21 protein-coding genes and 1 other annotated feature are annotated in these 20,256 nt (G+C 39.3%); of the genes, 19 read left to right on the top strand and 2 right to left on the bottom strand.

The genetic code is table 11. From position 1 onward, the window contains the following. Positions 1-3 precede the first annotated feature (3 nt). From NSQ44_RS13470 to radC, 3 genes are all read left to right on the top strand, one after another. Positions 4-1,056 (top strand): SPOR domain-containing protein, encoded by a 1,053-nt coding sequence (locus NSQ44_RS13470; protein ID WP_063387846.1) that lies wholly within the window; start codon positions 4-6, stop codon positions 1,054-1,056. Positions 1,057-1,255: 199 nt separating this feature from the next. Continuing rightward, positions 1,256-1,822: a Maf family protein gene (locus tag NSQ44_RS13465; protein ID WP_340857279.1), complete on the top strand. Its 567-nt coding sequence runs from the start codon at positions 1,256-1,258 to the stop codon at positions 1,820-1,822. A gap of 18 nt (positions 1,823-1,840) precedes the next feature. Continuing rightward, entirely contained in the window at positions 1,841-2,518 is a 678-nt protein-coding gene (gene radC / locus NSQ44_RS13460; RefSeq protein WP_340857278.1) for a RadC family protein, read from the top strand. Between the two features lie 1,274 nt (positions 2,519-3,792). On the opposite strand, the gene NSQ44_RS13455 is transcribed toward radC, so the two are convergent. Further along, positions 3,793-4,838, bottom strand: a protein-coding gene (locus NSQ44_RS13455) for an IS630-like element ISBs2 family transposase (RefSeq protein ID WP_015374552.1) whose coding sequence is annotated in 2 segments (ribosomal slippage) — positions 3,793-4,332 and positions 4,335-4,838 — 1,044 coding nt in all. Because the reading frame shifts where the segments join, the coding sequence is not laid out codon by codon here. Between the two features lie 332 nt (positions 4,839-5,170). Between NSQ44_RS13455 and NSQ44_RS13450 the strand changes: the two genes are divergently transcribed. From NSQ44_RS13450 to minD, 5 genes are read left to right on the top strand one after another with little or no spacing between them, the layout of a single operon-like run. Then, positions 5,171-6,193 carry a rod shape-determining protein gene (locus NSQ44_RS13450; RefSeq protein WP_063387942.1) on the top strand — a complete coding sequence of 341 codons (1,023 nt, stop codon included), beginning with the start codon at positions 5,171-5,173 and terminating at the stop codon, positions 6,191-6,193. Positions 6,194-6,209: 16 nt separating this feature from the next. Then, positions 6,210-7,094, top strand: a complete 885-nt coding sequence (mreC, locus tag NSQ44_RS13445) for a rod shape-determining protein MreC (protein ID WP_063387943.1) — start codon at positions 6,210-6,212, stop codon at positions 7,092-7,094. Further along, positions 7,091-7,609 (top strand): rod shape-determining protein MreD, encoded by a 519-nt coding sequence (gene mreD / locus NSQ44_RS13440; protein WP_063387944.1) that lies wholly within the window; start codon positions 7,091-7,093, stop codon positions 7,607-7,609. Before mreC ends, mreD begins: the two co-directional genes overlap by 4 nt. A gap of 58 nt (positions 7,610-7,667) precedes the next feature. Next, positions 7,668-8,372, top strand: coding sequence for a septum site-determining protein MinC (minC, locus tag NSQ44_RS13435; protein WP_082829524.1), 705 nt, complete (start codon positions 7,668-7,670; stop codon positions 8,370-8,372). Continuing rightward, the gene (gene minD, locus NSQ44_RS13430) at positions 8,365-9,168 is read left to right on the top strand and encodes a septum site-determining protein MinD (RefSeq protein ID WP_327856493.1); all 804 of its coding nucleotides are present in this window, start codon (positions 8,365-8,367) and stop codon (positions 9,166-9,168) included. The genes minC and minD overlap by 8 nt, the downstream gene beginning before the upstream one ends. A 184-nt stretch (positions 9,169-9,352) precedes the next feature. Here minD and NSQ44_RS13425 read toward each other — a convergent pair whose 3' ends face one another. Further along, entirely contained in the window at positions 9,353-9,904 is a 552-nt protein-coding gene (locus tag NSQ44_RS13425) for a nitroreductase family protein (RefSeq protein WP_063387948.1), read from the bottom strand. A gap of 297 nt (positions 9,905-10,201) precedes the next feature. On the opposite strand from NSQ44_RS13425, the gene NSQ44_RS13420 reads away from it, so the two are divergent. From NSQ44_RS13420 to NSQ44_RS13370, 11 genes are all read left to right on the top strand, one after another. Continuing rightward, a complete protein-coding gene (locus tag NSQ44_RS13420; protein ID WP_340858085.1) occupies positions 10,202-11,428 on the top strand; it encodes an IS110 family transposase in 1,227 nt (408 codons plus the stop codon). A 451-nt stretch (positions 11,429-11,879) separates the two neighbouring features. Next, positions 11,880-13,118, top strand: coding sequence for an Nramp family divalent metal transporter (locus tag NSQ44_RS13415; RefSeq protein WP_340857277.1), 1,239 nt, complete (start codon positions 11,880-11,882; stop codon positions 13,116-13,118). 334 nt (positions 13,119-13,452) lie between these two features. Further along, positions 13,453-14,247: a M23 family metallopeptidase gene (locus NSQ44_RS13410; protein ID WP_066249572.1), complete on the top strand. Its 795-nt coding sequence runs from the start codon at positions 13,453-13,455 to the stop codon at positions 14,245-14,247. Further along, positions 14,240-15,106: a M50 family metallopeptidase gene (locus NSQ44_RS13405; protein WP_340857274.1), complete on the top strand. Its 867-nt coding sequence runs from the start codon at positions 14,240-14,242 to the stop codon at positions 15,104-15,106. The genes NSQ44_RS13410 and NSQ44_RS13405 overlap by 8 nt, the downstream gene beginning before the upstream one ends. 59 nt (positions 15,107-15,165) lie before the next feature. Continuing rightward, the gene (locus NSQ44_RS13400) at positions 15,166-16,632 is read left to right on the top strand and encodes an Rne/Rng family ribonuclease (RefSeq protein ID WP_340857273.1); all 1,467 of its coding nucleotides are present in this window, start codon (positions 15,166-15,168) and stop codon (positions 16,630-16,632) included. Positions 16,633-16,683: 51 nt separating this feature from the next. Then, positions 16,684-16,759: a sequence feature (ribosomal protein L21 leader region), on the top strand. A 13-nt stretch (positions 16,760-16,772) separates the two neighbouring features. Further along, positions 16,773-17,081 (top strand): 50S ribosomal protein L21, encoded by a 309-nt coding sequence (gene rplU, locus NSQ44_RS13395; protein ID WP_063387953.1) that lies wholly within the window; start codon positions 16,773-16,775, stop codon positions 17,079-17,081. 15 nt (positions 17,082-17,096) lie between these two features. Continuing rightward, positions 17,097-17,435 carry a ribosomal-processing cysteine protease Prp gene (locus NSQ44_RS13390; RefSeq protein ID WP_063387954.1) on the top strand — a complete coding sequence of 113 codons (339 nt, stop codon included), beginning with the start codon at positions 17,097-17,099 and terminating at the stop codon, positions 17,433-17,435. Positions 17,436-17,447: 12 nt separating this feature from the next. Then, positions 17,448-17,738 (top strand): 50S ribosomal protein L27, encoded by a 291-nt coding sequence (rpmA, locus tag NSQ44_RS13385; protein WP_340857272.1) that lies wholly within the window; start codon positions 17,448-17,450, stop codon positions 17,736-17,738. A gap of 120 nt (positions 17,739-17,858) precedes the next feature. Further along, positions 17,859-18,407, top strand: coding sequence for a Spo0B C-terminal domain-containing protein (locus tag NSQ44_RS13380; protein WP_063387956.1), 549 nt, complete (start codon positions 17,859-17,861; stop codon positions 18,405-18,407). A 28-nt stretch (positions 18,408-18,435) separates the two neighbouring features. Beyond that, complete coding sequence (gene obgE / locus NSQ44_RS13375; protein WP_063387957.1) at positions 18,436-19,731, top strand: GTPase ObgE; 1,296 nt, start codon at positions 18,436-18,438, stop codon at positions 19,729-19,731. Positions 19,732-19,798: 67 nt separating this feature from the next. After that, positions 19,799-20,242 (top strand): ACT domain-containing protein, encoded by a 444-nt coding sequence (locus NSQ44_RS13370; protein WP_063387958.1) that lies wholly within the window; start codon positions 19,799-19,801, stop codon positions 20,240-20,242. Positions 20,243-20,256: the final 14 nt, after the last annotated feature.

Raw genomic sequence — 20,256 nt, 5'->3', positions numbered from 1 at the left:
AGGATGTCGAAAAATAACGACAACAATTATGAACGAGGCGACAAATGTCTCGTTCTTTTTTATTTTACATATGTTAGCATAAAAAAAAGTTTGTCCAGCATAAAAAGGGCGGTGATCATTTTGGACAAGCCATCATCGAAAATAACCATTAAAATCAACGGTCAGGAAAACAATTTTTCCAACGATACGGATGTTTCTGCTGAACCAAGTGAAACTGGCAAACAATTAAAAGTATCCAGCTGGGAGGAGAAGGTGAAGGCTGAAAAAGAAATGGCAGCATCAGAGGATAAGAACGAAGAGGAGACATCTTTTCCTTGGATTTTGCCGGATGATGAGGAGGATAAGAAAGAAAACCCGAAAATAGCCTTCTCAAAGAACAATAGCAGAACGCTGCCTCCTAAAATAAAAAACTATGTGATATCGATCATATTTGCTGTTATTCTTGGACTGAGTTTTGGTGTTTTAGCCCTGCAATTTATTTCAAACGATTCAATGCCTGTATCATCTGAATTGAGGGATGTGTCAAAGTCTCCTCAAAGACAGAATGTTAGCAATGCTTCAGCGCCAAGCGGTGCGGAAAACATCGTTTTTGAAGTTTATATGGTACAAGCCGGAAAATTTACAAAAAAAGAAGGGGCGGAAACCGTCAGCGGGCAGATAAAGGCTAAAGGATTGCCTTCTGTTATCGTTCCACAAGGCGGCGATCATTACGTATTCGTTGGGGCAGCGTTGGATAAAAAGACAGCAGAAGAGTTGAAAAACATGGCTGAATCACATCAAATTGAAACGTTTGTGAAAAAGATGAAATGGGAAGGAAAGGTGGAAAACGAAAAAACTAAAACGGTCGTTGAGGAGATGCTGAAGCTGTCTTCGTCTTTTGTGAATGGAACCGCCCCGGAACAAGAGAAAGTAGAGTCATTATTAAATGAGGCTGGTCAAATAAAAGACGATTCAATTTTGGCAGCAGTAAAAAAACTGCAAACAGAAAAATCGGCAAATGAACAGCTATGGAGTCTGCAGCAGTCGCTGCTAGATTTTTTTGAAAAACTTTCTTGATAACGGGAAAGCGTTTGCTCGAGCATACGTTTTCTTTTTTTATTTTCACAAGCAGTTTTCCTTAGATAATGTAGTTTTTTCTGTAAATTGAATAAATGTTTTTATTAATGGCGATTAGATAATTCTTTTTTGAAAAATTGTTTGCAAAAGCCTTTTTTGATAACATACGGATAGTATTGGTTGAAAGGATGAAATAAAAATGGAACGCCTCATACTTGCATCAAGCTCTCCGCGAAGAAAAGAACTCCTCAAGCTGTTAGGAATACCATTTGCTGTGATTGAAAGCAATTTGGAAGAGAGGCTGGACGAAGAAGCTGAACCCGAAAAAGCCATTCAAAAACTTGCCTTTCAAAAAGCCTTTCATGTAGCTGAAAGGTATAAAGATGCATATGTCATCGGAGCAGATACGGCGGTGATCCTCGAAAATCGAATACTAGGAAAGCCGAAAGACCGCCGTGACGCCTATTACATGTTAAAATCACTTTCTGGGAAAACACATACTGTTTTAACAGCAGTTTCGATTATTCATGGTGAAAAGCATACGACATTTTCTGAATCAACAAAAGTTACTTTTTGGCCGCTTTCAGACGATGAAATCCTGGAATACATTGAGACAAACGAACCGATGGACAAGGCGGGTGCTTATGGAATTCAACGTTTCGGCTCATTGCTAGTGAAAAAAATTGATGGCGATTATTTTACAGTTGTCGGTCTTCCTGTTTCAAGACTGTACAGAGAATTAAAAAATTTTGGATTTCACTGGTAACAAACAAGGGGGAAAGATATGCTCGCTATTCGAGATTTTCCAGAAGAAGAAAGACCAAGGGAACGATTGATACACAACGGACCAAAAGGCCTTTCCAACCATGAGCTGCTGGCAATTTTATTGAGAACAGGAACAAAGGGAAAATCAGTGCTTGAACTGGCAAATAAGCTTTTAAAAACTTTCGGGGGTCTTAGAATGTTAAAAGAGGCGTCAGTTCAGGAAATTATGGGCATACCCGGCATTGGAAAAGCAAAAGCGGTGCAAATTATAGCAGCATTAGAATTGGGAAAAAGAATTCATCAGCTCGCATACGAAGATCGGTATGTCATTCGTTCTCCGCAAGATGCCTCCAATTATGTCATGGAAGAAATGCGCTTTCTAACACAAGAGCATTTCGTTTGTTTGTATCTGAACACCAAAAACCAAGTGTTGCATAAGCAAACGATTTTCATCGGCAGTTTAAATACATCAATTGTTCACCCAAGAGAAGTCTTCAAGGAGGCATTGAAACGTTCAGCTGCATCTTTTATTTGTATCCATAATCATCCATCAGGAGATCCCTCCCCAAGCAAAGAGGATATCGAAGTCACGAGGCGCTTGTCCGAATGCGGAAAGCTGATCGGGATTGAACTTTTAGATCATATCATAATCGGAGAGCGTAAATACGTCAGTTTAAAAGAAAAGGGATATTTATAACGTTTTTTTAAAAGGTTTTATGTCGATTGTTGGGGTGCACTGGATATGAAGTGCACCTCTTTTTATGATGTGTGAAGATTAGATCTATGAAATTATTGATAAATGAATTTCAATATTTTAAGCTTAAAAATGACATTAGCAGTTTTATGAATTTTTATCTTTGAATATCTATTGCTGATGGAGAATGGCTTGATATATAGTCAATAGCATCCCTTTACTTTATTGGAAAACTTCCATATATAAGGTTCTATTTTATATTACTCATATGATGCTCCTGTCTTTTATAATGAATTGTAAGGAAGCATGTTTTCATTTAAGATTACAGACTTCTGAAGTTAAGATCCTCGTCGCACTGCTGCCTATGTGATTGTGCACTTGAATTTGTATTGATGTTCTTTTTTTGGCAACTGCATCAGACCAGCTAACTTATTATTGAAAAATCACAATTCATTTTACTCTAGTCATTCTACCTCAGTTCCAGCAACAAAGTTTTATGAAAACCACTTATATGTATAATCATTACATTTCACCCAAAATTTTGTCATTGCGAAAAAGGAGTTATTTTTACACACTTTATATGGTTAAAAAACTTATTTTCCCGAGTTATAAATGGGTGAAAAAGTATGCCTTCATTTAAAATCAATCCTAACACGTATTACAGTTAATAGCTTTGGATTCTGAACTGCTAGCGCTTTTTCGGACAGATTTTTGCGCTTCTAGACACGTAATGCGAACAACCACCGTCTTGCTGAATTTGCAAGGGGACTGATGGGAGACATCAACGGTATATAACATACTGACCAGCCTCGCAAAGCACGATAAAAAGCTGCTTGAAGCAGGGCAGTAACGTTATTACAACACGTAAGTGCATGATAGAAGGAATTTCAAAAAACATTTGCACGGCCTCGCGAGCTCCAAATGATGTCCGCATTTACAAAGGGTTTGCGACATAAGAAGAGCCAAAGTTGGGGAAAAATCTCATATTTTAGTGATTTTCAATAATAGATGAACTTGAAACTTCGGCAGAATTGTTATGTAATACTTTAATGGAGTCATTTGAATTGAAACACAATCAACTGAAAAAACCATTATTTTTTATGACATTCTAAACCATTGCTAATAAAGAGTGCAAAGGGGGGATTTGTAAACATAAAATAATATTTTTTGTATGGACTTGTAATATTTTTAAGTTATTATTCTCAATGGATAAATTAAATCAAGGCTTTCATACGGGCGGTATTTGCTGTGACATCTATATAAGTTGAATTAAAGATTTACAACTGAACACACAAACGATCGATCGTTTGTTCTGGTTTCTGGTTGATTCGCTGAATAAAGGCTTGGACATTCTTTCTAATTTCTTGCACACTCGAATAGAACACGTTGTAAATCACGTCTGATTTCAGCCATTTCCATAGCCCTTCAATCAAGTTCAATTGCGGACTGTATGGTGGCAAAAAGACGAGCTCTAACCGATCTTCGTGTTCTTTTAAAAATGGCTGAATGAGTTTGGCATGGTGAATTCGAGCGTTATCTAAAATCATCACTATTTTGCCTGTGGGATAGCGTTCTAACACAAGTTGAAGAAATCGAAGAAATGTTTCCGCGTCATAGCGTTCTTCTTCGATGCAAAACACTTCCCCTGTTTCGTAGTTCAACGTGCCAATCAGCTTCAGCCCTTGATGTTTTCCAAACGTCGGAATGATTCGTTGTTTTCCTTTGACAAACCATGTTTTTTGAATCGCTTGGTAATCACGAATCATCGACTCATCTTGAAAGAGGACATGGGCGATGTTCCCATCTACCAGTTTTTTTTTACTTCAGGGAAGGTGATTTCGACGAATTCTTTTTGTTTCTCTTCATCGGCATTGGCTAGTGTATAGGTCGGTTTCGTATAGCTTAGCCCTAACCGATGCAGAATGTCACTTGTTCCGCGAAGCGTGTATGTTGGCCCCCACTTTTGTTGAATGAGTTCAGCGATTATCGCAAGCGTCCAATTATATTTTGCTTCGAATCCCACATCTACGGGGAGCTGATGTTCAATGATCAAAGCCAGCTCTTTTTCCTGCTCAGGGGTCAATCGACGTGGGGCGCCAGGTGAGTATTTCATCTCCAGTCCATCAAGACCGCGCTGGGCGTAGGCATGAATATAGTTATAAATAGTTTTCTTGGATCGACCAATAATCGTTGCGATTTCTCCTTTGGTATATCCCTGCAAATGAAGATAAATCGCTTGGTAGCGTTCATATGCTCGTTTACTTTTTGCTTCTTTCATGGCAGTGGACAACTTTTCGATCTCGTCTTTGTGATTTGGCATCATAGTTTTCTCTCCGTTCCCCTATTTTCTCTTTGTATTTATTCGCCGTGGAACGGGAGAAAACCTTTATTTCAATTTATATATTTTTCATCCTCTATTCTCCACTAGGAAAATTTTTTAGTAAAAATTTTTGAGGCGTCCAACACAATGATCAGCTTTTCATCAAGTTTCATGAAAAATACCTCGCAAATTTTTATTTTACGCAGGGTATTGATAGCACTTTTTTTTTTGAAAAATTACGTTATAATATAATTTATGGGTTTTTTCAATAATGATTAGACATTTACATGAATATAAAACGTATTTATTTTGGAAGAAAGGGAGATACAACAGCTATGTTTGGAATTGGTACGAGAGACCTTGGAATAGATTTAGGGACAGCCAATACGTTAGTGTTTGTGAAAGGAAAAGGTATTGTAGTGCGTGAACCATCTGTTGTTGCTTTGCAAACTGATACAAAGCAAATTGTTGCAGTTGGTAATGATGCAAAAAATATGATCGGGCGTACGCCTGGAAATGTTGTAGCACTTCGACCAATGAAAGACGGAGTGATTGCTGATTATGAAACGACTGCTACGATGATGAAATACTACATAAAACAGGCAACAAAAAATGCAGGTATTTTTTCGCGAAAACCTTATGTGATGGTTTGTGTTCCTTCGGGAATAACTGCGGTTGAAGAACGTGCGGTCATTGATGCAACGAGACAAGCAGGCGCTAGAGATGCGTATACGATCGAAGAACCATTTGCGGCTGCTATTGGAGCCAACCTTCCAGTTTGGGAACCGACCGGAAGCATGGTTGTAGACATCGGCGGGGGAACAACGGAAGTTGCCATCATTTCTCTCGGCGGAATTGTGACAAGCCAATCTATCCGTGTTGCCGGTGATGAAATGGATGAAGCCATCATTAACTATATCCGTAAAACCTACAACTTAATGATTGGTGATCGGACAGCGGAAGCGGTGAAGCTTGAAATCGGTTCTGCAAGCGCTCCGGAAGGTGTTGAAAACATGGAAATTCGCGGAAGAGATTTGTTAACAGGCCTTCCGAAAACGATTGAAATTACTGCGACAGAAATTTCAGAGGCATTACGCGATACTGTCTATGCGATCGTAGATGCTGTAAAAATTACTTTGGAAAAAACTCCGCCTGAACTTGCGGCGGATATTATGGATCGAGGAATTGTTTTAACTGGTGGGGGCGCCCTTCTTCGCAATTTAGACAAAGTTATAAGCGACGAAACGAAAATGCCTGTAATCATTGCGGAAAATCCTCTTGATTGTGTAGCGGTCGGAACAGGAAAAGCTCTTGAACATATCCACCTATTCAAAAATCGTACAAAAGACCACAGATAAGTTAGAGGTGTAAATCATGCCACAATTTTTTCTAAATAAACGATTAATTGTGCTCCTTGTCGGGATCATTATTTTGGTGGCATTGATTGGTTTTTCCCTAAAGGAAGACCGCAATCTTTCGTGGCAGGAGAAGTTTATTCAAGATTCGGTTGGACTAGTCCAGAAGGTATTTCATCAGCCCGCACAATATATTGCGGGCTTCTTTGAGAATTTGAATCATTTAAAAAATACATACGAAGAAAACGAGCTGCTTCGCAAACAACTGAATAATTATATTCAATTGGAGGAAAAGCTGCAGGAATTAGAACAGGAAAACAAACAATTAAAAGAAGAATTAAAATTATCTGCTGATAACGATATAAGAAAATATAAGTCGATCCAAGGGACAGTCATCGCAAGAAATCCTGATCGTTGGCATGATTATATCAAAATTGATAAAGGCGAACAGCACGGAATCAAAAAAGACATGGCGGTTATAACGGCAAAAGGATTGATCGGGAAAGTGAAAAATACTTCTGAATTTACGTCCACCGTTCAGCTTTTAAGTGCTTCCGACAGAAAAAACCGGATTTCAGCAATGGTTCATACGAATAACGGAAAGGTATTCGGCCTCATTGTCGGCTACAGTGAGCAGGAAAATGCTCTTGAAATGAACATCATTGAATCAAATGCTCAAATCAAAGAAAATCAAATTGTAGCGACTTCTGGCCTTGGCGGAGTGTTTCCTGAAGGTTTAGTGATCGGAAAAGTAAAAAAAGTCGAACTTGATTCGTACGGATTAACAAAGATAGCTTATATAACCCCATCAGCTGACTTTTATGATATAGATCGTGTCATGATCATCGAGCGGGTTCTTCCAACAGTTGATATCAATCAATTGGAAGAGGAGGAAGACTCTTGAGAACGTTTTTCCTCCCCGTAATGGTTATGTTTATTTTCGTATTGGAAAGCATCATCGTTGATCTTGTTCCGATCCCTTTTCTTTCAGATCATCAAGTGGCAGTTCCCCATCTTTTACTATTGATGATTGTCATCTTGGCGGCGTACGGCTCTCGGAAAATTGCCGTCATTTATGGAATTGTTTTCGGTTTATTGTTCGATGTTGTTTACACGCAAGTTATCGGCATATATGCTTTCGCATTTCCGACCTTGGCATATTTAGTGATGCAAGCTTTGCGGGTGCTCAATCCCAATATTTTTGTTTTAATTTTTTTAACTGAGCTTTCCGTTGCATTGCTTGAATTTTTCACATACGGTATTTATTTACTAATCGGGATGACAGCTGTTCCTCTGCAATTGTTTACAATTGATCGCCTGCTACCGACACTTGCTCTGAATTTTGTATTAGCTTGTGTGTTAATCTATCCTTTAAAGAAATTCGTTTTGGGCTTGAAAATAGGTGAACACAACGATTAAGTTTTAAAGTTTGATAGAGGAGTTTTTGTTATTGCTGTCGAAATAGATTTTTGTTGGGGTGAACTTCGTGAAAGCTCAAAGACCATATTATGTAACGATTAAAGGCACAAAGGATGGATTGACATTATATTTAGATGATTCCTGTTCGTTTCATGATATTGTGAATGAACTGGATTCGATGCTCTCCAAAAGGCAGTATGTTCAGGAAAATGAACCGATGATCAGGGTGACGATAAAGGCTGGAAATCGTTTTTTGACGGAGGAACAAGAGGAGAAAATAAAAGACGTAATAAGAAAAAAAAGAAATTTAATTGTCGATGCAATTGATTCAAATGTCATCTCAAAGGAAGAGGCGTTGAAGTGGAAAGAGGAAGCAGATGTTATCTCAGTTGCTAAAGTCGTCCGTTCTGGGCAAGTGTTGAAAATTAGAGGGGATTTGTTGCTGATAGGAGATGTCAATCCTGGCGGGACAGTCATGGCAACGGGCAATATTTTTGTCATGGGGGCTTTAAAAGGCATAGCTCATGCTGGTTTTGAAGGGAATCGAAATGCAGTGATTGCCGCCTCCTTGATGAAGCCGACACAGCTGAGGATCTCCGATATTTTAAGTAGGCCACCCGATCAGAAGGAGCCATCATTTCGAAATGATATGGAATGTGCATATATTGATGAAAATGGGACAATCATTATTGAACGGATTCAACAATTAGCTCATCTGAGACCCAATTTAACTAGGCTTGAAGGGGGAATAATGAATGGGTGAGGCAATTGTGGTCACTTCTGGCAAGGGCGGGGTCGGCAAAACAACAACTTCTGCAAATGTTGGTACAGCCCTTGCCATTATGGGAAAGAAAGTTTGTCTAGTTGATACAGATATCGGCTTGCGGAACCTCGATGTTGTCATGGGATTGGAAAACAGGATTATTTATGATTTAGTTGATGTTGTCCAAGAACGATGCAAAATTCATCAAGCTCTCGTAAAAGATAAACGCTTTAATGATTTTCTTTATTTGCTGCCTGCAGCGCAAACTAGCGATAAAACTGCCGTAACACCTGAGCAGATGAAAAATTTAATTGACCAGCTAAAACAAGATTTTGATTATATTATTATCGACTGTCCTGCCGGGATTGAACAAGGATATAAAAATGCCGTATCCGGTGCGGATCAAGCGATTGTCGTGACAACACCAGAAGTTTCCGCTGTGAGAGATGCGGATCGAATTATCGGTTTGCTGGAGAAGGAAGATATTGAGCCGCCACGATTAATTATTAATCGGATCCGAAATCATTTAATGAAAAACGGTGATATGCTGGATGTGGATGAAATTGTCAGCCATCTTTCTATTGATTTGTTGGGGATTGTAATTGATGATGATGAGGTAATAAAAGCGTCTAATAATGGTGAACCGATTGTAATGAACCCTGACAATCGTGCTTCCATTGCCTACCGCAATATTGCGAGAAGAATTTTAGGTGAAGCGGTTCCGCTTCAATCATTAGATGAGCCTGAAAAAGGTGTTATCGCAAAAATCAAAAAATTTTTTGGAGTACGTGCTTAATCCTAATCAATTTAAAAATCACACTTCCTTGAATAAGGCATTAGCTTTTTTCTTTGCACACATTAGAATCACTGCCATCACACTGATATATCTCCCACCTGCTGATCGGTTTTTTCTTCTATCTCTTGAGGTGGGAGATTTTTTGAAGGCTGTACAAAATATTTCCTCTTGAATCTTTTCCCTTTCAATATGATTCAATAATCGTCAATTTTTCTTCTGCGTTTGTCCGCTGTTTTGGTTCTGGGATTGAGGCAGGATAGCCAATATGTAGAAGGCCGACAATTTTTTCTCCTGGTTCTACTCCAACTTTTTGTCGGAAAGATGGTGAATAAATATAAGCACCTGTTTTCCATATAACGCCAATACCTTTTTCCCATGCAGCTAGTTGAAAATTTTGGATTAATGCACTTGTCGCTTTTAAATCCTCCTCCCACTGCTTTTGACGCGGATCCTCTTTCATGATTACCAATAAATGTGCTGGAATCGGCAGCAGCTTTTCTCGTAATCGATCGATATTTTTTCCATTGTTCGTTTCTTGTGCAATAGCAGCAACTAATTTTTCTTTTCCTTCATTCATAAACAGCACGAACCGCCATGGCTCTCTTAATCCATGATTAGGAGCCCAAACAGCCGTATTTAATAATTCACATATTACTTCTTTAGGGATTGGATCTTTCTTAAATTCTTTAATCGATCGACGCTCTTTAATTATATTGGCTACTTTGTATGTTTCCATTGGTATTTCTGATGCCTCCTTAATAATAATGATTTTCAATTAGACCCCCATGCCGTTTGATAACGGCACCAGCAGATGATGAAAATAATAACACATTTATCGTATAATGGAGACACGGCTGGATAAGAAAGGTCGTCTTACCTTGGTGCCTTAAGCCCGTCTTATAGACAGACCTCGACGACCCGGTGTACCACTGATTGTTGCTCCCTTTCGGGAAGCACGCGGGATAGAATAGTCTTTGATGGTCGTCGCACCAGCCTTCTATCATTAAGCCACAAGGAGTGTTGAAGAATGGATATGGATGTTGTCTTCTCTCGTGTCTGTGGCCTTGATGTTCACAAAAAGAACGTTGTCTGTTGTATTATCACTCCGGATCATAAAGAGATCCAAACGTTTTCCACCATGACCGATGATTTACTCACCATGATCGACTGGATCAATTCCCATCGTTGTACCCATGCCGCTATGGAAAGCACCGGCTCCTATTGGAAACCTATCTATAACTTACTGGAAAGTGAAAACATTCAACCCATCGTCGTTAATGCCAAACATATCAAAAACGTTCCCGGTCGCAAAACCGATGTCAAGGATGCGGAATGGATTGCCACCCTCTTACGACATGGACTTCTCCAAGGGAGCTATATTCCTAATCGAGAACAACGGGAACTACGCGAACTCGTGCGCTATCGTCGTAGCTTAATTGATGAGCGGGCAAGAGAGATTCAGCGCATTCAAAAAGTCCTCGAAGGAGCAAACATCAAGCTTGCATCCGTCGCTTCCGACGTATTGGGCAAGTCTGGTCGCGCCATGCTTGAAGCTATTATTCAAGGCGAAACGGACCCTCATATTCTTTCAGAATTGGCTCAACGTCGACTGAAAAACAAAAAGGAACTCCTAAAAAAAGCATTGAAAGGCTTAATCGGACACCATCAACGCTTGATGCTTAAAACCCAGCTACAACACATTGACCACCTCGACCAACTCATTAAAGAACTCGATGAAGAAATCAAACAGCGGATGCTCCCTTTTGAACAAGACCTGGAGCGGTTGGACACCATCCCCGGCGTCGGACGCAGAGGCGCTGAACAAATTTTAGCTGAAATCGGAACCGATATGAATCAATTTCCTACCTCTGCTCATCTGTGTTCTTGGGCCGGCATCGCTCCAGGGAATAACGAAAGCGCCGGCAAACGAAAATCTGGGAAAACGAAAAAGGGCAATAAAAAATTGCGTTCCGCTTTAGTTGAAGCAGCGCGAAGTGCCGCTCGGACGAAAAACACTTATCTTTCCAGTCTGTATCGGCGCATTGCCGCTAGACGTGGAGCCAACCGCGCCGCTGTTGCCGTCGCTCATCGCATTCTCGTGATCATTTATCACCTCTTAAAACGCAAACAAACTTATAATGAACTGGGACCTCATTACTACGAAGAACGCAAACATCATCATGTAGCAAGACAAGCCATTAAGAAGTTAGAAACCTTAGGTTATACGGTCACGGTGGAAAAACAAGATCAAACGGCATAACCTCTATTTTCCACTATATACCAATAACTAGTGGAACACATCCCCCCATCCTTTTTTTGCGTTTTTCCCCCTTTAAATTTTCGGGATAGAATTATTTCAAAATTGAGGTGATATGTAAATGTTTATTTCTACAGTCGTAATCGTTTACAAAGGGAAGGAGACAGGTGCGAAAAATCATTTCAAACAGCTGATACAAGAGCAATGAAAACAATCGACTTAAAATACAGAATATTCAATTAATAAAATATGAATTCTTTACATAAGAACTATAAATGAGAAAGTTTCGCATGGATGAACAATTGCTAAAACTAGATATAACAGCATGATGCGAGAATATGTTCATCCAGCAATTGATTCATGCACATTTATATTCCCCAATGAGAAAGATCATTCATAAGAAATATTAGATGACTCATTTCTACGTTCAAAACTCAGATGAAAGGTGACAGTGATGGAACATGGCAAATCCACAAAAAAGTGGCCGGCCGTTGGTCCGGGGTTAATTGTCGCAGTAACGGGCGTCGGAGCCGGTGATCTAGTTGCTGCCTTAGTTGCCGGTACAAATTTTGGACTTGTCTTTTTATGGGCAATCATGATCGGGGCTATTTTAAAATTTGCCTTAAATGAGGGTGTTGGCCGATATCATTTGCTGACTGGAAAAACTATTTTAGAAGGCTGGCATTCTATGGGATTATGGGCAACAAGCTATTTTGGCGTTTATTCGGTTATTTGGGGATTTGTTTATGGAGCGGCTGCGACTTCATCTTGTGCATTGGCTCTGTCTGCATTATTTCCTGTCTTGCCTTTATGGGTATGGGCGGTTATAAGCGGTTTGTTAGGTTTTTTATTAACATGGATGGGGCAATATAAGCTATTTGAAAAAGTTATGAATCTTTTAATTCTACTTATGTTTATTTCGGTTGTCGGCTCAGCTGTTATTGTTCTGCCGGAACTTTCTGATATCATGGACACTGCTGTTCCGGCGTTGCCGAAAGGTTCACTGCTTTACGCACTCGGATTAATTGGGGGAGTTGGCGGATCCATTACCATGGCGTCTTATGGCTATTGGCTGCAGGAAAACAATTGGAAGGATCGATCCTACCTCCGCTACGTTAGATTTGACTCCATGATTGCCTATATTACTACAGCAGTTTTTACAATTTGTTTATTAATTTTAGGGGCTGCATTACTATATGGAACGAATACAAACATTAACGGTGAGCAAGGTCTCGTATCATTTGCTACCATTTTAGGAAACGAGCTGTCCCCAACTGTACGCATTTTATTTCTCATCGGTTTTTGGTCAGCTTCCTTTACATCAGTATTAGGTGTTTGGAATGGCGTCTCTTATTTATTTGCTGATTTTGTCTATACAGTTAAAAAACATGATGTGAATAAAGAACAATTAAGTAAGACAAAAGCTTATAAATTTTTTGTTTTTTGGTTAACATTCCCGCCAATGCTCTTGCATTTTATAGGAAAACCTGTGAGCCTCATTATTTTGTATGGTGCTCTTGGTGCGCTATTTATGCCCTTTCTGGCGCTGACCCTTATCTATTTGCTTAATAGTAAAAAGCATCTTCCTCATAAGGAAGATCGAAATAAATGGTTTTTCAACGTACTTTTGAGTTTAAATATTGTTTTATTTTTCATTTTATCGATCAATGAACTAGTCAACCTATTTCGTTAAGCGGCTTCAAATAAAAGGCAGTCTAGCTTTTGTGTTAATTCACCATATACTACTATTTCAAAAAGAAGACGACAAAAGCATTTTGTGGTCTTCTTTTTGATTTCAAAATTTTGCTTTTCTCGGATAGCGCCATATTTTATTTTGCTTCATCCAGTATTCCTTTGAACCAGAAAACAGTGAAGAACCTACTTACTAGGTTGTAGGTAAAAGTTCTTTATCAAGGTCAAAGATAAACATTTGCCTAGATATCGCTTTAAGAAATGCAAAATGGCTTTATTGTCATAAACGGTAAGGACAGGGCATAAACTTGTACAAAATTGCAAAAGGATGATGGATGATGAATCGTCGAGCAAAAGAAATAAAAAAACGAATAGCAAAGCGTAAACGAAAAAGAATGAACAGCATGCTTTCGAGCAGTTCAAGCAGCAGTGATGATACATCTGTTCCATTTATCAATCAAATCACACAAGAAAACGTGCAAGTTGACGCGGACTCCCCTCTTTATGTAGAGGCAGAAGGAAGTAAAAATTTTCATCCATTGTTTCGTTCGGACGTTTTTATAACAAAATTGCTAATCTCTGCCTGCATCGTCCTGATGATCGGTATTATTTTTAAAAATGACCGGGCAGAATTTCTGAAAGCTAGAGATTTCGTCAGCCATGTGATGGAAAAGGAGTTTAACTTTGCATATGTTTCCAAATGGTACGAAGAGCAATTTGGGAATCCATTAGCGTTTTTGAAAAAACAATCGAAAGAGGAAAGTGGATCTAAAGAAAGTCAATATGCGGTTCCGGCATCAGGAAAGGTGCTTCAGAGCTTTAAAGATACCGGGCAAGGTGTGATGATCGAAACAAATAATAAAACGGTAGAGGCCATGAATGAAGGAATTGTTATTGAAGCTGGAAAGAAGGAGGATACTGGTCTGACTGTGGTGATTCAACATGCTGATGGAATAGAAACCTGGTATGGGAACCTGGAAGAGCTAAATGTAGCGCTGTATGACTTTGTCGAAACGGGAAAACCTGTAGGCAAAGTAAAGCAAAGCCAAAACCAGCACGGAACTTACTATTTTGCCATAAAAAAGGGCGACACATTTATTGACCCGAGTCAGGTGATCTCATTTGAATAAATATTTTTCCTTATTGTCGAAAATACATATTCATCCTATCTTTTGGGTGTTGATTGCAATCGGAGCAATGACAGCGCAATTTAAAGCTCTTTGCATCCTTTTCTCAATAGTTTTTATTCATGAAATGGGGCATGCTGTTTGCGCCAGTTTTTTTTCATGGAGGATCAAGTCCATTCAGCTTCTTCCTTTTGGCGGTGTAGTGGAAATGGAGGAGCATGGAAATCGTCCCTTGAAAGAAGATCTGTTTGTTGTTATATCTGGACCGATTCAGCATTTTTGGATGCAAATAGCTGCATGGATTTTTTGGGAAGCAAATTTCATAAACGACTCTACATATGAAATGTTTATTTTTTTTAATATGTCTATTTTCCTTTTTAATCTTCTTCCCATTTGGCCCCTTGATGGAGGAAAGCTTCTTTTTATTTTGCTGAGCAAACAAAAACCTTTTTCAGTTGCTCATAAGGAAATGCTTCGCATATCTGCAGTTGTTTTTTCATGTTTGTTCCTTTTTTTTCTTTTTTTCAACCCTACTCTTTTAAGCGGGTGGATTATCGCAGCCTTTATCGTCCACTCCATTTATACGGAATATAAACAAAGACAATTTGTATATATTCGCTTCTTGATGGAAAGGTATTATGGAAATCATCAAACGTTCACAGTGTTAAAGCCGATCATTGTTGATCGCGATGATTTGATTTACCACGTGCTGCTGAAATTTCAGCGGGGTTGCAAACACCCTATTATAGTGGAGGACGATGGAAAAAAACTTTTTCAGCTTGATGAAAATGAGCTGCTGCACAGTTTTTTTTCGGAAAAAAAGACGGACGGAAAAATGGGCGATTTACAGTACGTTTATTGACGCCTGCAGGAAAACATGGTATTGAAATAGGAAACAATACATGAAAAGAGGTTGTTGGGTTGCGGCAATTAATTATAAATAAAAAAACGGATGATGAACGCATTGCATTATTGGAAAACGGACGACTGGCGGAAGTATGGATAAAAGAAAAAAACACGATTGTCGGCAACATTTATAAAGGAAAAGTAACAAAAGTCCTTCCTGGTATGGAGGCTGTTTTTGTTGATTTAGGTCAGGGAAGAAACGGCTATCTTCACCGGAATGACATTATGTCATATTTTGAGACGTCCCGAACGAATGAGGCATTAAAAAATAAAAATGTCCGGCATTTTATTTCTCAAGGTGAAGAGGTAATCGTTCAAGTTGTAAAAGAATCAGGAGAATTTAAAGGCCCTAAAGTCACAATGAATATTGAATTGCGATCCCCTTTTTTTGTATATCAGCCCTTTGGCCACACGGTGGCAATTTCCAAAAAAATTATTTCCCAGGAAGAAAGAAAAAGATTGCAGCTTCTCGGGGAAACGTTATGCTCAAACAAAGGGGGCATCGTTTTCCGAACTGCTGCGGAAAGAGCGGATGACCAAACAATAAAAAAATGGTTCGATGACATGCTGAGCAGTTTTGAACAACAGCTGAAAAGCAAAAAAGTGCCGAGCTTATTATTCGGTTCAGAAAGTTTTGTAGAGCAAATTATCGCTGAAATTTCACCGCATGTATTGGATGAAATTGTCATTGATGACATAAGCACTGTAAAAGAATTGAAAAAAAATTACGGAGATTTGTTCCCATTTTCCATTGATTTTTATTCCGAAAACGAAAATATTTTTTCTTATTATGCAATCGAACATGAAATCGAAAAGGCGCTGAAAAAAATTGTTTGGCTAAAAAACGGCGCGTTTATCGTAATTGAAGAAACGGAAGCAATGATTGTCATTGATGTTAATACAGGGAAATTTTCGGGGAAAAATACGTACCGAGATACGGTTTTAAAAACCAATGAGGAGGCGGCAAAAGAAATTGCCCGGCAGTTAAGATTAAGAAATTTGAGCGGAATCATTTTGATCGATTTTATTGATATGGAGAAGGAAGATCGAAGCCGGATTTTGAGATTGTTTCAAAAAGAATTGGAAAAGGACCGCATTTTCACAAAAGTCATCGGTTTTACCGAATTAAATATATTGCAATTAACAAGGAAAAAAACTCGAAAATCTCTTTCCGAGCTTTTGCTCGAACCATGTCCAGCATGCGGCGGAACAGGAAGAAAAAGGACGGTTGAAAGCATTGCTTTTGAACTTGAAAGAACCCTTCTTGAACATGCTGGATCAGATGACGAAGCCGTCCTAGTAGAAGCGGCCCCAGAAGTTTGCGATTTTTTTACATGTGAATATGAGAAACATTTAAAAAAGCTTGAAGAACTAATAGGCATGAAGATTTTCTTCAGTCCTTCCGATCATGTAAAAGGATTCGAAATTCGCCAATGGGGAACAGAAGAGGAAGTGGCTTTACGGATCTCCAAAATGTATTGACATATACATTCATATTTTGTTAAGATCAATTTGTTATTGTTTTTTGTAGCACCCGTGCTACAACCGCTCAGTTTGGGTTTGAAGCTCGGTTATCCGACACCCTAATCTGGCGAGTCTTAGTTAAATAGGAGGTGCAGAATATGTACGCAATCATTGAAACTGGCGGGAAACAAGTGAAAGTTGAAGAGGGTCAAGCCATTTATGTGGAAAAATTAGACGCTCAAGAAGGTGAAACAGTTACTTTTGACAAGGTGCTTTTCGTTGGAGGAGACAACGTAAAGGTAGGTAACCCGCTGGTAGAAGGAGCTACGGTTACGGCAAAAGTTGAAAAGCATGGCCGAGGTAAGAAAATTATCGTTTTTAAATATAAACCGAAAAAAAATTACCGTAGAAAACAAGGTCATCGCCAACCGTACACAAAAGTTGTCATTGAAAAAATTAATGCATAATAAAGGCTGTTTCATATGATACATGTGACCATCCATCGTTCGAAAGAAGGATTCATCCGGTCGTTTACAATGAAAGGGCATGCGGACTTCGCAGAGCACGGGAAGGACATCGTATGTGCAGGCGCTTCAGCTGTTTCTTTTGGAGCAGTAAATGCGATCAAAGCTTTAGCCAATGTCGATATGAATGTTGAACAATCGGAAGAAGGCGGATTTTTGCACGTACAGGTTCCTGATCAAGTTGACACGGATTCATTTGAAAAAATCCAATTATTGCTTGAAGGAATGCTTGTTTCATTACAAACGATCGAGCGAGGGTATGGAAAGTTTATTCGAATCGTTACAAAAAAAGATTAGGAGGTGGCACTCATGTTAAAATTGGATCTTCAATTTTTCGCAACGAAAAAAGGAGTTGGATCCACGAAAAACGGACGTGATTCCATCGCAAAACGATTAGGTGCAAAACGTGCGGACGGCCAATTTGTTACAGGCGGCTCCATTCTTTATCGTCAAAGAGGTACAAAAGTTTATCCTGGTTTGAATGTTGGCCGCGGCGGGGATGATACGCTTTATGCGAAAGTAGACGGCATCGTCCGTTTTGAACGATATGGACGCGACAAGAAAAAAGTCAGCGTGTATCCGATAGCAAAAGAAGCATAAGCAAACACTTGAAAAACTCTAGCCTTTTTGGTTAGAGTTTTCTTTTTCGGTGTTTTTTTAATGGAAAGTTGATATAATTTTTGTACATGTTTAAAAAGATAGCTTGATGGGAGTGGAACCATGGCTGATCAAAGAGAGAGATGGAGTATTGTTGACGCATTAAGCCACTCCAGACATGATTGGATGAATAAATTGCAATTAATTAAAGGTCATTTATCATTAAAAAAATACGATCGGGTGAAGGAAATTATTGATGAAATTGTCGTGGAAGCAAAGCAAGAATCAAAACTTTGCAATTTAAACATGCCCAGTTTTGCAGAACTGCTTTTAACATATAACTGGAAAGGACACCTTCTCATTTTGGATTATGAAGTGCTAGGGGAAGCGATGGATTGTTCTAGTCTAGATGAGGAAATGTTCCATTTTACAACAGATCTTTTTCAAATCCTTAATCAAAATATTGATAAAAAACAAGAAAATCATATAACCGTAACATTAGAACTCTTTAAAACAGAAAACAATGTCCGGTTCTTTTATGATTTTAATGGTATACTAACGGATGATAAGACTCTTTTAACATTTTTAGAGCAGTACCAATCAGATGCAATCACCATTCAACAAATACATTTTGATACATATGAATTTACATTGATGGTCAGTAAGTCGTGATGAAACAATGAAAGGAGGCTGAAGTTCAATGTTTGTCGATCAAGTGAAGGTATATGTGAAGGGCGGAGATGGCGGGAACGGCATGGTTGCTTTCCGCCGTGAAAAATATGTTCCGAAAGGAGGCCCTGCAGGGGGAGACGGCGGAAAGGGCGGAGATGTGATTTTTGAAGTGGATGAAGGTCTCCGGACGTTAATGGATTTTCGCTATAAAAAACATTTTAAAGCTCCAAAAGGCGAAAACGGGATGTCTAAAAATCAGCACGGGAAAAATGCCGAACCCCTTGTTGTGAAAGTTCCTCCCGGTACTGTTGTAATAGATGATGATACAAAAGAAGTGATCGCAGATTTAACCGAGCACGGGCAAAGAAGCGTGATTGCCAAAGGAGGACGGGGCGGCAGAGGAAACACCCGATTTGCCTCGCCAACGAATCCGGCGCCCGAAATATGCGAAAAAGGGGAGCCGGGCGAAGAACGATATGTAACATTGGAATTAAAGCTTTTGGCTGATGTCGGGCTTGTCGGATTTCCGAGCGTTGGGAAGTCCACTCTTTTATCAGTTGTATCAAGTGCTAAACCAAAAATCGCTGCCTACCATTTTACGACGATTGTGCCGAATTTAGGTGTTGTTGAGACCGAAGACGGACGCAGTTTTGTGATGGCAGATTTACCTGGTCTTATTGAAGGCGCTCATCAAGGAGTAGGTCTTGGACATCAATTTTTGCGTCATATTGAAAGAACAAGAGTCATCGTTCATGTCATTGATATGTCCGCAATGGAAGGCCGTGATCCGTATGAGGATTACCTGACGATCAATGAAGAATTAAAACAATATAATTTAAGGCTGACGGAGCGGCCGCAAATTGTTGTCGCCAACAAAATGGATATGCCAAATGCTGCTGAAAATCTTTCACAATTTAAAAGAAAGCTGCAAGACAAAAATGTCAGCATTTTTCCAATATCAGCCGTTACACGCCAAGGAATTCGCGAGCTGTTATTTGCTATTGCCGATTTACTGGAAAAAACACCGGAATTCCCTCTTTACTTTGACGAGACGGAAACATCTGCTCCGAATCGTGTCGTGTATACATTAAAGGATGAAAAGCCGAGCTTTACCATCAGCCGTGACAGCGATGGAGCATTTATTTTATCAGGTGAAAAAGTTGAAAAGCTGTTTAAAATGACCGATTTTTCAAGAGACGAATCCGTTCGCCGTTTTGCAAGACAGCTTCGCAAAATGGGGGTAGACGACGCATTAAGAGAGCGCGGTGCAAAAGACGGGGATACAGTGAGGCTGCTGGAATTTGAATTTGAATTCATTGAATAAAACATTTTGCACATAAAATCTGTGTCCTTCATGCTTCATCGCATATGGGTGGGAAAGGAGACGGTAGATGAAAGACGAAATTTTTTATTTGGTAAGGGAAGATGTGCTGCCGGAAGCAATGAAAAAAACGCTCGAAGTGAAAAAGCTTCTTGAACGAGGCAAAGTCTCGTCCGTTCAAGAAGCAGTGCAGCTCGTTGACTTGAGCCGAAGTGCGTTTTATAAATACAGAGACGCGGTTTTTCCTTTTCATACTGTTGTCAAAGAAAAAATCATTACGTTGTTTTTCCATTTAGAAGATCGTTCCGGAACGCTGTCGCATTTGCTTAAAGTTGTGGCTGAAGCAGGCTGCAATGTGCTGACAATTCACCAAACCATTCCGATTCAAGGAAGAGCCAATGTGACTTTATCATTAAACACGAACGGAATGAAAGAAGATATGAACGTTTTATTATTAAAATTGCGGAAGCTAGAATTTGTAGAAAAGGTCGAACTATTAAGTTCAGGTGCATAGAATTAGGAAGGAAG

It is taken from the genome of Aeribacillus sp. FSL M8-0254 (assembly GCF_038008845.1).
Taxonomy (GTDB): Bacteria; Bacillota; Bacilli; order Bacillales; family Aeribacillaceae; genus Aeribacillus; species Aeribacillus composti.
This window is presented reverse-complemented; position numbering and strand designations above follow the sequence as displayed.